Origin of the sequence: Streptomyces sp. SAI-135 (assembly GCF_029893805.1) — a bacterium.
Classification (GTDB): Bacteria; Actinomycetota; Actinomycetes; order Streptomycetales; family Streptomycetaceae; genus Streptomyces.
Window position 1 is genome coordinate 2,505,670 of sequence record NZ_JARXYP010000002.1, and the last position, 12,459, is coordinate 2,518,128.

The 12,459-nt window shown below is 71.9% G+C and carries 12 protein-coding genes; 6 read left to right on the forward strand and 6 right to left on the reverse strand.

The features are described 5' to 3' along the window. The first annotated feature begins 149 nt into the window (after nucleotides 1-149). A complete protein-coding gene (locus tag M2163_RS15830; protein ID WP_280894258.1) occupies nucleotides 150-1,637 on the forward strand; it encodes a glutamate synthase subunit beta in 1,488 nt (495 codons plus the stop codon). Between the two features lie 165 nt (nucleotides 1,638-1,802). Here the strand turns inward: M2163_RS15830 and M2163_RS15835 are convergent, their stop codons facing one another. Then, the gene (locus tag M2163_RS15835; protein ID WP_280852135.1) at nucleotides 1,803-2,282 is read right to left on the reverse strand and encodes a carboxymuconolactone decarboxylase family protein; all 480 of its coding nucleotides are present in this window, start codon (nucleotides 2,280-2,282) and stop codon (nucleotides 1,803-1,805) included. Nucleotides 2,283-2,328: 46 nt separating this feature from the next. On the opposite strand from M2163_RS15835, the gene M2163_RS15840 reads away from it, so the two are divergent. Next, complete coding sequence (locus tag M2163_RS15840; RefSeq protein ID WP_280894259.1) at nucleotides 2,329-3,816, forward strand: PLP-dependent aminotransferase family protein; 1,488 nt, start codon at nucleotides 2,329-2,331, stop codon at nucleotides 3,814-3,816. 199 nt (nucleotides 3,817-4,015) lie between these two features. Here M2163_RS15840 and M2163_RS15845 read toward each other — a convergent pair whose 3' ends face one another. Both M2163_RS15845 and M2163_RS15850 read right to left on the reverse strand, forming a co-directional pair. Next, a complete protein-coding gene (locus tag M2163_RS15845) occupies nucleotides 4,016-4,270 on the reverse strand; it encodes a DUF397 domain-containing protein (RefSeq protein WP_280852133.1) in 255 nt (84 codons plus the stop codon). After that, nucleotides 4,271-5,131: a helix-turn-helix transcriptional regulator gene (locus tag M2163_RS15850; protein WP_280852132.1), complete on the reverse strand. Its 861-nt coding sequence runs from the start codon at nucleotides 5,129-5,131 to the stop codon at nucleotides 4,271-4,273. It abuts the gene before it with no gap. Nucleotides 5,132-5,380: 249 nt separating this feature from the next. Here M2163_RS15850 and M2163_RS15855 point away from each other — a divergent pair, with 249 nt between their 5' ends. The 3 genes from M2163_RS15855 (at nucleotide 5,381) to M2163_RS15865 (ending at nucleotide 8,810) form a co-directional block, all read left to right on the forward strand. Further along, nucleotides 5,381-6,043 carry an ATP-binding protein gene (locus M2163_RS15855; protein ID WP_280852131.1) on the forward strand — a complete coding sequence of 221 codons (663 nt, stop codon included), beginning with the start codon at nucleotides 5,381-5,383 and terminating at the stop codon, nucleotides 6,041-6,043. Next, complete coding sequence (locus M2163_RS15860; protein ID WP_280894260.1) at nucleotides 6,034-6,480, forward strand: hypothetical protein; 447 nt, start codon at nucleotides 6,034-6,036, stop codon at nucleotides 6,478-6,480. The genes M2163_RS15855 and M2163_RS15860 overlap by 10 nt, the downstream gene beginning before the upstream one ends. A 386-nt stretch (nucleotides 6,481-6,866) precedes the next feature. Then, nucleotides 6,867-8,810: an ABC transporter ATP-binding protein gene (locus tag M2163_RS15865; protein WP_280894261.1), complete on the forward strand. Its 1,944-nt coding sequence runs from the start codon at nucleotides 6,867-6,869 to the stop codon at nucleotides 8,808-8,810. Nucleotides 8,811-8,812: 2 nt separating this feature from the next. Here the strand turns inward: M2163_RS15865 and M2163_RS15870 are convergent, their stop codons facing one another. The 3 genes from M2163_RS15870 to M2163_RS15880 form a co-directional block, all read right to left on the reverse strand. Beyond that, nucleotides 8,813-8,998: a hypothetical protein gene (locus M2163_RS15870; RefSeq protein WP_280852128.1), complete on the reverse strand. Its 186-nt coding sequence runs from the start codon at nucleotides 8,996-8,998 to the stop codon at nucleotides 8,813-8,815. Between the two features lie 172 nt (nucleotides 8,999-9,170). Further along, nucleotides 9,171-9,860 carry a DUF899 domain-containing protein gene (locus M2163_RS15875; RefSeq protein ID WP_280852127.1) on the reverse strand — a complete coding sequence of 230 codons (690 nt, stop codon included), beginning with the start codon at nucleotides 9,858-9,860 and terminating at the stop codon, nucleotides 9,171-9,173. A 118-nt stretch (nucleotides 9,861-9,978) separates the two neighbouring features. Next, the gene (locus tag M2163_RS15880; RefSeq protein ID WP_280894262.1) at nucleotides 9,979-11,331 is read right to left on the reverse strand and encodes an amidohydrolase; all 1,353 of its coding nucleotides are present in this window, start codon (nucleotides 11,329-11,331) and stop codon (nucleotides 9,979-9,981) included. Between the two features lie 136 nt (nucleotides 11,332-11,467). Here M2163_RS15880 and M2163_RS15885 point away from each other — a divergent pair, with 136 nt between their 5' ends. Next, nucleotides 11,468-12,448: an endonuclease/exonuclease/phosphatase family protein gene (locus tag M2163_RS15885; RefSeq protein WP_280894263.1), complete on the forward strand. Its 981-nt coding sequence runs from the start codon at nucleotides 11,468-11,470 to the stop codon at nucleotides 12,446-12,448. Nucleotides 12,449-12,459: the final 11 nt, after the last annotated feature.

Here is a 12,459-nt window from a genome sequence, read left to right on the forward strand (position 1 = left end):
AAAGCGCTGTCCCATCGGTCCACCGGCACTCTGCGCGAGTGGCCGTGGAGTCGTATCGTGGCCGAAAGAAGTTCCGCAAGGTGGCCGCCCGATGACGCACGGCCGTGTCGGACGCGTCGGCGTCACCAGCGTGAGCGAGGAAGACGGCCATGGCCGATCCCAAGGGATTCATGACCACCCCGCGCCAGGACTGGCCGCGCCGACCGGTCGAGGAGCGGGTCCGGGACTGGGACGAGGTGTACGTCCCCGGAGCGCTGCTGCCCATCATCACCGAGCAGGCGGACCGCTGCATGGACTGCGGTGTCCCGTTCTGCCACGAGGCCTGCCCGCTGGGCAATCTCATCCCCGAGTGGAACGACCTGGTCTCGCGGGAGGACTGGCGGCAGGCCGCCGACCGGCTGCACGCGACGAACAACTTCCCCGAGTTCACGGGGCGGTTGTGCCCGGCACCGTGCGAGGCGGGCTGCGTGCTCGCCATCAACCAGCCGGCGGTGACCATCAAGAACGTCGAGGTGGCCGTCGCGGACCGGGCGTGGGAGCTCGGGTTCACTCCGCCGCGGCCGCCGGACCGCCTTTCGGGCCGGACCGTCGCGGTGATCGGATCGGGGCCGACCGGGCTCGCCGCGGCACAGCAGTTGACGCGGGCGGGGCACACGGTCGCCGTCTACGAGAAGGACGACCGGCTCGGCGGGCTGATGCGTTACGGCATCCCCGAGTTCAAGATGGAGAAGCGCCATCTGGAGCGGCGGATCGAGCAGATGCGGGCCGAGGGGACCAAGTTCCGTACGTCCACGGCCGTGGGGCGGGACGTCGGGGCGGCGGAGTTGCGGACGCGGTACGACGCGGTGGTGATCGCCACAGGCGCCACGGCATGGCGTGAACTGGACGTCCCGGGCAGGGAGTTGGCCGGGGTTCAGCAGGCCATGGAGTATCTGCCGTGGGCCAACCGGGTGTGCGAGGGGGAGCGGACGGTGTCCCCGATGTCGGCCGCCGGGAAGCATGTCGTGATCGTGGGCGGGGGCGACACGGGGGCCGACTGCCTGGGGACCGCGGTACGGGAAGGGGCCGCCTCCGTGACCCAGTTGGACATCTACGCCCAGCCGGGACACGAGCGGGACGAGGATGCCGAGCCGTGGCCCACGTACCCGAAGATCTACCGCTTGTCCGCGGCGCACGAGGAGGCCCGCGACCTGGTGACGGCGCCCGCGGCCGACGCGGACGCGCGGCTGTTCGCGGCCTCCACGCTGCGCTTCACCGGCGACGAGCACGGGCATGTGCGGTCACTGCACCTCGTCGAGGTGGACGCGGCGCGGCGACCGGTGGCGGGCACGGAACGGACGCTCCCCGCCGACCTCGTGCTGCTGGCGCTCGGGTTCTCCGGGCCGGATCGCGGGGACGGCCTGGTGGAGCAGCTGGGCCTGGAGATGGAGCCGCGGGGGACGGTGGCGCGCGACGCCGGGTTCGGCACGAACGTGCCGGGGGTGTTCGCCGCGGGGGATGCCGCTCGCGGGCAGTCGTTGATCGTGTGGGCGATCGCCGAGGGGCGGGCGGTCGCGGCGGCGGTCGACCGGTATCTGACGGGCAGTTCGCAACTGCCGGCGCCGATCGGGCCGTACGACCGGCCGATGACGGCGTAGGCCGGGTCGAAGCCTCCGGGCCCTGAGACTCCCGGCACCCAAGACTGCTGGGGCCACCGCCTTCGTCCACCGGCACCCGGCACCCGGCACCCAGCACCCAGCACCCAGCACCCAGCACCCAGCACCCGGCCACTCCCCCACCACCGCCCCCTCACCCCGTCCCCCTCACCCCCGCTCGTCCGTCCCGGCCACCTTCGCCGTCGCCAGGGCCACCCGGTTCCAGGTGTTAATCGTGAGGATGAGGGACAGTACGTGGGCCAGTTCCTGTTCCTCGAAACAGGCCGCGGCCTGCGCGTAGACCTGGTCGGGGACTCCCCCGTCGGCCACCAGCGTCACCGCCTCCGTGAGGGCGAGGGCCGCCTGTTCCCGCTCCGTGAAGAAATGGCGGGCCTCCCGCCAGACCGGGACCATGTGGAGGCGGTCCTCCGTCTCGCCTGCCTTGCGGGCGTCGTTGGTGTGCATGTGGAGGCAGTACGCGCAGTGGTTGAGGTGGGAGGCGCGGATCTGGATCAGTTCGACGAGGGTGGGGTCGAGGCCCTCGCGGGCGGCCGAGTCGAAGCCGATCAGGGCCCGGAACACCTTCGGGGCGGCCTTGGCGAGGTTCAGTCGGGCCGTACCTGTCGCGTGCGGGTTCGTCGTCGTCATAGGAACAACCTACGGACCGGAAAGACCGGCTGTAGGGTGCACTTCCGTGGCGGAATCGTGGGTCAATCACGCGGAGCGGATCGGCTCCGACCTGCACCTGGAGCTCTCCGGTCCGGGCGGCAGACGGGCCGCGCTGATCGCGGCGCTGCGTGACGCCGTGCGCAGCGGGCGGCTCGCCCCGGGCACCCGGCTGCCGCCGTACCGCTCGCTCGCCGCCGACCTCGGGGTCGCCCGCAACACGGTGGCCGACGCCTACGCCGAACTCGTCGCCGAGGGCTGGCTCACCGCGCGCCAGGGCTCCGGCACCCGCGTCGCCGAACGAACCCTGCCCCTCCGCCCCGCCGCGAGAGAGACCCCGGCGCTCCCTGCCGCCGTAGCTCCACAGGCGCCCGGGGCGTGTCCGCGCGCGCGTGGACCCCGCGAGGCGGGGCTCCGGCCCACCCGGCACGACCTGCGCCAGGGCACGCCCGACGTCTCCGCCTTCCCCCGGTCCGCCTGGCTCGCCTCCTACCGCCGGGCCCTGCACCAGGCCCCCAACGACGTCTTCGGCCCCGGCGACCCCGCCGGACGCCCGGAGCTGAGAGCGGCCCTCGCCGCGTACCTCGCACGCGTGCGTGGCGTGCGGACGGAGCCGAACCGGATCGTCGTCTGCTCGGGCTTCGCACACGCCCTGCGTCTGCTCTTCGGGGGCGGAGGGGTCCTGCGCGGCCCCCTTGCCGTCGAGGCGTACGGACTGCCCTTCCATCGGGAACTGCTCGCGGCCGAGGGCGTACGGACCGTGCCGCTCGCCCTCGACGAGCACGGCGCACACGTGGAGCGGTTGGCCCGCGAGCGGGCCGTACTGCTCACGCCGGCGCACCAGTTCCCCACCGGCGGTCCGCTGCACGCCGAGCGGCGGGCCGCGGTCGTCGACTGGGCACGCGCGCGCGGCACGGTGGTCCTGGAGGACGACTACGACGGGGAGTTCCGCTACGACCGCAAGCCCGTCGGCGCCGTGCAGAGCCTCGACCCCGAGCGGGTGATCCTCATCGGCTCGGTCAGCAAGAGCCTGTCCCCCGCGGTGCGGCTGGGATGGATGGTGCTGCCCGAGCGGTACGTCGGCGACGTGCTGGCGGCCAAGGGCGAACGGGAGGCCTGGGCGAGCGTGCTCGACCAGCTGGCCCTCGCCGACCTGATCTCCTCCGGGGCCTACGACCGTCACGTACGGCGGATGCGACAGCGCTACCGGGGCCGCCGGGACCGGCTCGTGGCCGCGCTGGCCGAGCGGGCGCCGCACATCGAGGTGAGCGGGATCGCGGCGGGGCTGCACGCGGTGCTGCGGCTGCCGCCGGGCACCGAGGGCTCCGCCGTCGAGGCCGCGCTGGGGCGAGGGGTCGCCCTGGACGGGCTCGCGGAGTACCGCCACCCGGACACGGACATGCCGGCCCACGACGGTCTGGTCGTCGGGTACGCGACACCGTCCGAGCACGCGTACGGAGCGGCGCTGGAGGCGCTGTGCGGGGCGCTGCCATCGGGCGGGACGCGGGTGTCGTAGGACGCGGGCGCGGGTGTCGCAGGACATCGACGGCATGCGGGAGATCACTGCACCCGGACATGCCGGTGCCGGCGTCCAGGACGAGGACGCCGGCACGGGCGAGCCGGTGGGGGCGCGGTGCCTCTACATCCGCGGGGGGTGGGGCTCGGTGGTGTCGATCTCAACCATGAGGTGCTTACCCATCAACTGAGCACGTGGGTCAGGAGAGCAGGAAGTCGGCCACCCCCGCCTTCGCGCCCTCGATGAAGGCGGTCATCTCGTCGGTGGTGTAGATCAGCGCCGGCCCGTCCGGGTCGGTGGACTGGCGCACGGCGATCCGGCCGTCGGCGAGCTTCATCGCCTCCAGGCAGTTGCCTCCGTTGCCGCCGCTCCACGGCTTGTGCCAGCCTTCGCTCCCCAGTTCCCGGGCCGGCATGCCGTTGTAGACGGACGGACGGGGCTTGATGCGGTTCATTCACAGCTCCTTGCGGAGATCCCGCAGGATCTCCTTCGTGCGATGTGCCGTAGCGGCCTGCGCCGCCATGCGGTCCATGACCTCGAGGTGGGTCGCCACCTCGATGCGCGCGTCCAGATAGATCGCGCCGGTCAGGTACTCGCTGTAGACCATGTCCGGAAGTTCGGGCACGGCGAATCGGAAGAGCACGAAGGGCCCGTACGTCCCGGGGTGCGGCCCGCTGGCGAACGGGGCGACCTGGAGCGTCACGTTGGGCAGCTTCGTCGCCTCGAGCAGTTTGTCGATCTGCGCACGCATCACCTCCGGGCCGCCCACGGGGCGGCGCAGCACGGTCTCGTCCATGACCACCCACAGCCGGGGCGCGTCCTGACGGGTGAGCAGTCCCTGGCGTTCCATGCGCAGGGCCACATGGCGTTCGATGTCCTCGGGGCTGGTCTGGCCGATGGCGCCCGAGCGCAGGACGCCACGCGCGTAGTCCTCGGTCTGGAGCAGGCCGGGCACGAAGTGCGGCTCGTACTCGCGGATGAGCGCTGCCGCGCCCTCCAGGCTGACGTGCATCGAGAACCAGCCGGGCAGCACGTCGTGGAAGCGCTGCCACCAGCCGGGACGGTTGGCGTCCTCGGCGAGCTGGACGAAGTCCTCGGCCTCCTGGTCGGAGACTCCGTAGGCCTTCAGCAGGAGCTGGAGGTAGGGGATCTTGAGCCCGACCTCGGCCATCTCCATGCGGCGGACGGTGGCGGGGGCGACGCGGAGGATGCGGGCGGCCTCCTCGCGCTTGAGCCCGGCGCGCTCCCGCAGGTCCAGCAGGCGCCGACCGAGGACGACCTGGCCGACCGTCGGCGCGGACCGCGGTTCGCTCACGCTCCACCTCCACGAAGTCATGTACGGGCGCACAGCCACCAGCATGCTGACAGGCCAGCGGCGCCATTCGAAGACCTGATTCGAAGATCTGTACGGATACGAATACCGCTGCGTACGGATCTACGGTGATCCCAACTGGCGCCGCTCGTGATGCTGTTGCGATGCAGTGTGCCACGGCCTCTCACCGCGTCACACAGCACTCTGCATTTTTCAGAGTGACACTTGCCAAGTGTTCACGACGGGGCGATAGTGGCAAGCGTGATTCCGTCCCCGTCCTTAGGAACAGACGCCGCCGAAGATCACCCCCAGGGTCTCGGTGCCGCCGCGGGAACAGACCTCTCAGGGTCCGTTGCCCGGCGCCGGTTCCGTTTCGAGCTGGCCGCGCATCCGGGTTCTCCCGCGCAGGCCAGACGCCTGACGAGGGCGCGACTCACTCACTGGTCGGTCTGTGAGGACACCTGCGACTCGGCCGCCCTGGTGGTCTCCGAGCTGGTGACCAATGCCATCGTGCACACCGCGAGCAGCCGTGTGGTCTGCGAGCTGCACGACAACGACGACCTGGTGCGGATAGCCGTCCGTGACGAGGGCTGCGCGCCGGGTGAACCCCATCCGTCCCCGCAGCGCGGCGAAGAGGAGCACGGGAGGGGACTGCTCCTCGTCGACTCCCTCTGTCACGCGTGGGGCGCGCACGAGCACGGGCCCGGTCTGCTGGTCTGGGCGGAGCTGCCGCGCAAGGCGGACGAGCCGCGCGAGGACGCCGGACCGCGCAACGACCTGGGCTGGGGGGCCCGCCCGAAGCCGGTTCCCGCCGGGGAGCCGGGGCAGGGGGACGAGCCCGCGGAGCATCACAGGGCGGTGCCCGAGGGCGGAGCGCGCGAGCACGGAGCGGGAGGCGCGGGCGCATGGGCGTGAGGAGCGGGCCGGGCGGCCAGGTACTGACCCTGGACACGCTGGTCCGCCTCGGTCGTGGGCTGCGGACACCTGCGGCGGCGCACAGGCTGGCCGTCCCGGAGGGGATGACGGTCCCACTGGGCTGCGACGCGGTGGGGGTGCCGGCGCTGCTGAGCGAGCAGCTGGTGTCCCGGTTGCCGCGGGTCGGGTGCGTGTACGCCGACGGCACCCACTGGTGGTGGCTCGTTCCCGCCGACTCCGACTACGCGCTCGAGTGGCCCGCGCCCGCCCAGTACGCCACCGGGGCGGTTGTTCCGGACGCCCCGGTGGTGCCGTCCCTCGTGCGCCGGGGTGAGGGGACCTTGCCTTACACACCGCCGATACCGCTGTATCTGACCTTGTGCCGGTTGACGGGAACGACACCGACCTGGTCCCGACCGGTCAGCTCCGCCGGTTAGGCCGTCTCGGGGGTGCGGGTCCGTGCGGGCGGGCCGCGCCCCTGGGATCTGCCGGGCAGGCGGTTTCGCGAGTGCGGGTCCGTGGGGGCTGGTCGCGCAGTTCCCCGCGCCCCCAAGCGCTGCGGGTTAGGCCGTCTCGGGGGTGCGGGTCCGTGGGGGCTCGTCGCGCAGTTCCCCGCGCCCCTGTGTGCCGCGGGTTCGGCCGTATCGCGAGTGCGGGCCCGGTGGGGCTCGTCGCACAGTTCCCCGCGCCCCCGAACAGACCGGTGTCCCCCGCGTTCAGACGGTGTGCGCCCGCGTGCAGTGCGGGATTTTCTCTGCGCCCTGCCCCTGCCCGGTCCGTCCCGTCATAGTGGCCCCCGTCCAGCGATCGGGGGAGGTCCACGGTGGGGAAACGGCCGGACGCCGAGCAACCCGGAGTCTCCGAGTCGGAGCGGCTGCTCTTCGGGGGGCCGCTGCGGTACGACGCCGGGTGGAACTCGCACTCCGACGCGTTTCTGGAGCTGGGGTTCCGGGCCATGGTGGGGCGGTTGCCGTCGCTGCTGTCGGGGAGTTTCCGGCTGGCCTGGCAGGCCGATCCGCAGGCCGCGCGGATCGTGCTGGTCGCCGAGGTGGGCCGGGGGCTCACCCAGGCCGTGAGCCTGCTCGCCGTCAACAGTGTGCTGGGCCGGCTGATCGGCGGGGGCGCGCTGGAGGACCGGCTGCGGGGTGCCGTGCCCGCGCTGGTGACGATGGCCGCCGTCATGCTGGTGGGCGCGCTGCTGCGGGCGGCGTCCACGTACGCCACGGGACGGCTCGAACCCAAGGTCGAGCGGGTGGCGACCGAGCGGTACCTGGAGCGGGCGGCCACCGTGGAGCTGGCCGCGATCGAGGACCACGCCTTCCACAAGCTGCTGGACACCGCGCAGTACGGCGCCACCTCGGCCCGCCGGATGATCTCCTTCGCGACCCGTGTGGTGAACGCGATGATCTCGCTGGTCGCGGCGGCGGGCGTGCTGACCGTGCTGCACCCCGCGCTGCTGCCGCTGCTGGTCACGATGACGATCCCGAGCGGCTGGGGCTCACTGACGATCGCGCGCCGCCAGTACGAGTCCTTCCACACCTGGGTGCAGCACGTACGGGCCGGCCGGCTGCTCGGCGCCCTGCTGATCGAACCGGAGTCGGCGCCGGAGATCCGGGTCCACGGGGTGGGCCCGTTCCTGCTCAGGCACTACCGCGCCATGGCGGAGACGGCGGAGGCGGAACAGGCACGGCTGGCCCGGCTGGCCGCCCGCACCGGGCTGATCGCGGCGGCCTGGACGGGCCTGGCGACCGTGGCGACGTACGCGACACTCGGCGGGCTGCTGCTGGGGGGCGCGATGGCGCTGTCGGTGGCAGGGACGGCCGTGATCGCCGTGCGCACCGGCTCACAGAGCCTGAACACCCTGGTCGTCGAGATGAACGCGCTGCACGAGGAGGCCCTGTTCGTCGGCGACCTCCAGCGGCTGTACGAGGAGGCCGCCCGGTGGGCGATCCCGGCGGGCGGGACGGCGCTGCCGGACGATCCGCGCGAGATCCGCTTCGAGAACGTCACGTTCGCCTACCCGGGTGACACGACCCGCCCCGCGCTCGACGACGTCACGCTCACCTTGCCGCTCGGCAAGATCGTCGCGCTGGTCGGGGAGAACGGCTCCGGCAAGACCACCCTGGTGAAGCTGCTCGCGGGCCTGTACGCCCCCGACCGGGGCCGCATCCTGTGGGACGGCGTGGACGCGGCCCACGCGGACCGGCGACTGCTCGCCGAACGGGTCGCGATGGTCGCCCAGGACTTCAAGCGCTGGCCGTTCACCGCCCGCGTCAACGTGGCGGTGGGCCGTTCGTCGGCCCCGCTGACCGACGAACGGGTGTCCGGCGCGGTCGCGCAGGCCGGGGCCGGGGACGTGCTGGCCGATCTGCCCCGCGGCCTGGACACCCTGCTGGCCAGGAACTTCAGCGGCGGGCACGAGCTGTCGGGCGGCCAGTGGCAGCGGCTCGGGATCGCCCGGGCCGCCTACCGGCGCGGCCACATCCTGATCGTGGACGAGCCGACGGCAGCCCTGGACGCCCGGGCCGAGCTGGAGGTCTTCGAGAAGATCCGCGCCCTGGCCGGCACCGGCCAGACGGTCATCCTGATCACCCACCGGCTGGCGTCCGTACGCCACGCGGATCTGGTGCACGTCCTGGAACAGGGCCGGCTCGTGGAGTCGGGCACGCCCGAGGAGCTCCTGGCCTCCGGTGGTGTCTACGCGGAGCTGTACTCGCTCCAGGCCGAGCAGTTCACGGCAAACGTGCCCGCCGAGGAGGCGGGCTGACCTCAAGCGAGCGCGTCAGCCGCGGACTCTCCACTGCGGACGATCACCAGGAACGTGTCGGACGCGAGGTCCATGACGACCTCCGCCGGCAGTCCCTCAAGACGCCTCGCCTGCGCGAACTCCTCCGCCGGCCACGATCCACGCGGCCCGCCAGCGGGAAAGCGTTCGAGCACTGTTCGCCCGTTCACCACCCTGCACCTCCAGAAAGCGTGCGCTCATCCGTAGGAGCGCTTGTAGGAGTTAACGCCTTCCGGGCCCCGAAAGCCTCGGTGAGTTGCCGTACTGAGACGTAGTTGACACGGGTTCAGCGCGAAGCGTGAGATTCCGATTACTCAACGATCACTTCCGTCGCTTTGTGTGTCAGTCCTCGTACTCATCGTGATACCTGATGCGCACACTGCCCGCAGGTGCCCCAAGAGCCGACGCACGCCCCTTGGGTTCCTCCCACTCCTCCTGCCGGCCCAGCGCGGTGAGATCGAGGAGGCTGGTGGTCGAGCCGAGTCCGTCGAGGCCGCGGGCGAAGGTCGAGTAGGTGTGGAAGACCCGGTCGCGGTCGCGCAGGAAGCAGCTGATGCCGGGCCGGTCGGCCGGCTCGCCCTCGATGTCCAGGGTGGCCTCGAAGTCGTGGTTGAAGTCGCCGCCGTTCGACGAGTACCAGGGCACGGTCCATCCCATCCGTGCCTTGAACGGCAGGATCTTCGTGTACGGCGCCCTCGACACGGCGGCGAACGTCGTCCCACGTGCCCTCAGATGGGCCAAATGCCCTATCTGGTCCAGGAATGCGGAGCAGCTGCGGCAGCCGGCGTCCCACTCCGGGGCGAACATGAAGTGGTAGACGACGAGCTGGCCGCGCCCCTCGAAGAGGTCGAGCAGGGTGGCCTTGCCGTCGCCGCCCTCGAAGACGTACTCCTCCTCGATCTCGACCATGGGCAGTCTGCGCCGCTCGGCGTTGAGGGCGTCCCGAGCACGCGTGGCCGCCTTCTCCCTGACCAGCAGTTCCTCGCGCGCCGCGCGCCATTCGTCCCGCGAGACGATCTCCGGAAGCGCCATGGGGTCCCTCCTGTACAGCGGTCCGTCCGAAGTGGTGACCGCGGGGAGGGACGGAACTCATCGGTGGCGCGGGAGATTTCTTCCGCGGGGCGGGGGCGCTGTCGTCGGTGGGCCGGGGTCAGGTGTCGTAGTGCTGGATGCGCCGGCCGTGACCGCGGGCCAGCAGGGCCGGCATGCGCTCCTCCAACTCCCCTACGACGGCGCCCACATCGATGGTCAGCAGCTCCCGGTCCCGCATCAGCACCCGGCCGTCGACGATCGTCGTACGGACGTCGGAGGAGCGGGCGCTGTGCACGAGGGTCGCGGCGAGGTCGTGGACGGGCTGGGTGTGCGGGCCGGTCAGGTCGACCAGGACGATGTCGGCGCGGCGGCCGGGCGCGATGCTGCCGACTACGTCACCGAGTCCGACCGCGCGGGCGCTCTGGAGGCTCGCGTGGTGCAGTGCCTGTCGGGACGTCAGCCATCGGGGGTCGCCGGTGGTGGACTTCTGGATCAGTGCGGTGAGCGCCATCGACTCCCATACGTCCAGGGAGTTGTTGGACGCGGCACCGTCCGTGGCGAGTCCCACGGGGATGCCGAGCTCGTGCAGGGCCCGGACCGGCGTGGTGGTGGGCCAGGCGAACTTGAGGTAGCCGCGGGGCGCGGTCGCAACGGCCGTACGGCCACGGGCACCCGCGAGGAGCGGCAGATCGCGGTCGAGGATGCCGCTGCCGTGCGCGATCAGGACGTCCGTGTCGAGGATCCCGGTGCGTCGCAGCACCTCGATGGGCGTGACTCCGTGCCGGGCGAGACTCGCCTCGGCCTGGTCGCGGTTCTCGGAGGCGTGGAGGTGGACGGGCAGGCCGTGCTCCCGGGCCAGCGAGGCGGTCGCGGCGAGGTCGGTCTCGTCGACCGTGTAGGGCGCGTGCGGGGCGAGGGCGGTGGTGATGCGGCCACCGGCACCGCCCCGGTGTCGTAACGCGAACTCCAGTGACTCCTCCCGCCCTTGGGGCCCCTGGGAGGAGAAGTACGCCTGACCGAGGTGGGCGCGGATGCCGCACTCCTCGACCACGGCGGCGACGGCGTCCATCGCGAAGTAGTGGTCGGCGAAGCAGGTGACCCCGCCCCGGATCATCTCGGCGCAGGCCAGCCGCGCCCCCAACGCCACGTCCGTCTCCGTGAGGTTGGACTCGATCGGCCAGACGACGTCGTTGAACCACTCCTCGGTCGGCAGGTCCTCGGCGATCCCGCGCAGGGCGACCATGGGCGCGTGGGTGTGGCAGTTGACGAGCCCGGGAAGGGCGATCTGCCCGCGCGCGTCGATCCGCTCCACGGCCGGCATCCCCTCGGCCCGCGCGCTGCTCGTCACCGACTCGACGACACCGTCCCGTACGACGATCGCCGCGTCCTGCGCGAACCCGACCCGCTCTTGATCGTCGTGCGTGAGCACCGTGCACGGGGAGATGATGAGACCTGCGGGAGAAGGCGTCATACAGGCACCGTACGACGCGGTCGTGCCCTCGCAGGGGGTGGACCGCGCATCCTGTCGCCGCTCTGTCGCGGCGGCGCCGGCGCGGGCACCCTGGCCTGACCACCGCTCGTCGTACGCCTTTCGGAAGGGGTCCGGCATGCTCGTCGGCACCTGGAATCTGGAGAATCTGATGCTGCCGCGCAGCGGCGACGGCGCTCCGGCGACGGAGGCCGAGTACGAGGCGAAGGTGGAGGCCCTCGCCTCCGTGATCACCGCGCTCGACCCGGCGCTGCTGGGAGTGCAGGAGGTCAGGCAGGAGGAGGCGCTCGCCGATCTGGCCAAGGCCGCCGGCGGGCAGTGGCACACAGCGCTCTCCCGGTACGCGGACCGCAGGGGTATCCGGGTCGGCGTCCTGAGCCGTACACCGCTGCGGATCCGGCGGGACACCCATGTGTTCGCGAAGGGGCTGCGGCCCGTGCAGGGCGACGACGGCACCGAGCCCGACCCGCACGACCACGAGACCAGCCGTGGTTTCCTCGCGGTGGAGACGGACACCGGGGACGGCGTGCTCCAGGTGGCGGTCGCCCATCTCAAGTCGAAGCTGCTGTCGTATCCGGCAGCCGAGGGCAAGAGCCGCTTCCAGCCGCACGACGAGGCCGAACGGGCCCGCTTCGGCGCCTACGCCCTCTACCGGCGGGCGGCCGAGGCGACGACCCTGCGTGCCGTCGCGGACTTCCTGCTCGAAGGGGCCGGGACCGAACGGGACGTGATCGTCCTCGGCGACATGAACGACGTGGTGAACGCCGCCACCACGCAGATCCTGCTCGGCCCGCCCGGCTCCGAGCTCGACAAACCGCGCGCGTTCCACAAGTCCGACCTGGGCGATCCGTTCCGGCTGTGGGACATCGCCCCGTGCATACCCGAGGAGCGCCGCTTCTCCCGCGTCAGCTTCGGACGCGCCGAACTGATCGACCACGTCCTGCTGAGCCACCGTCTGGCCAAGCGCATCGCGGAGGCGGGGACGGGGCTGCCCGAACACCGGGACGACGCCCTCGTACTGCCGTCGGTGGGCGAGGATCCGAGGAAGCGGGTGGGAACACCCGGGTCGGACCACGCCCCGGTGTGGGTACGGGTGTGAGCCCCGGAGGT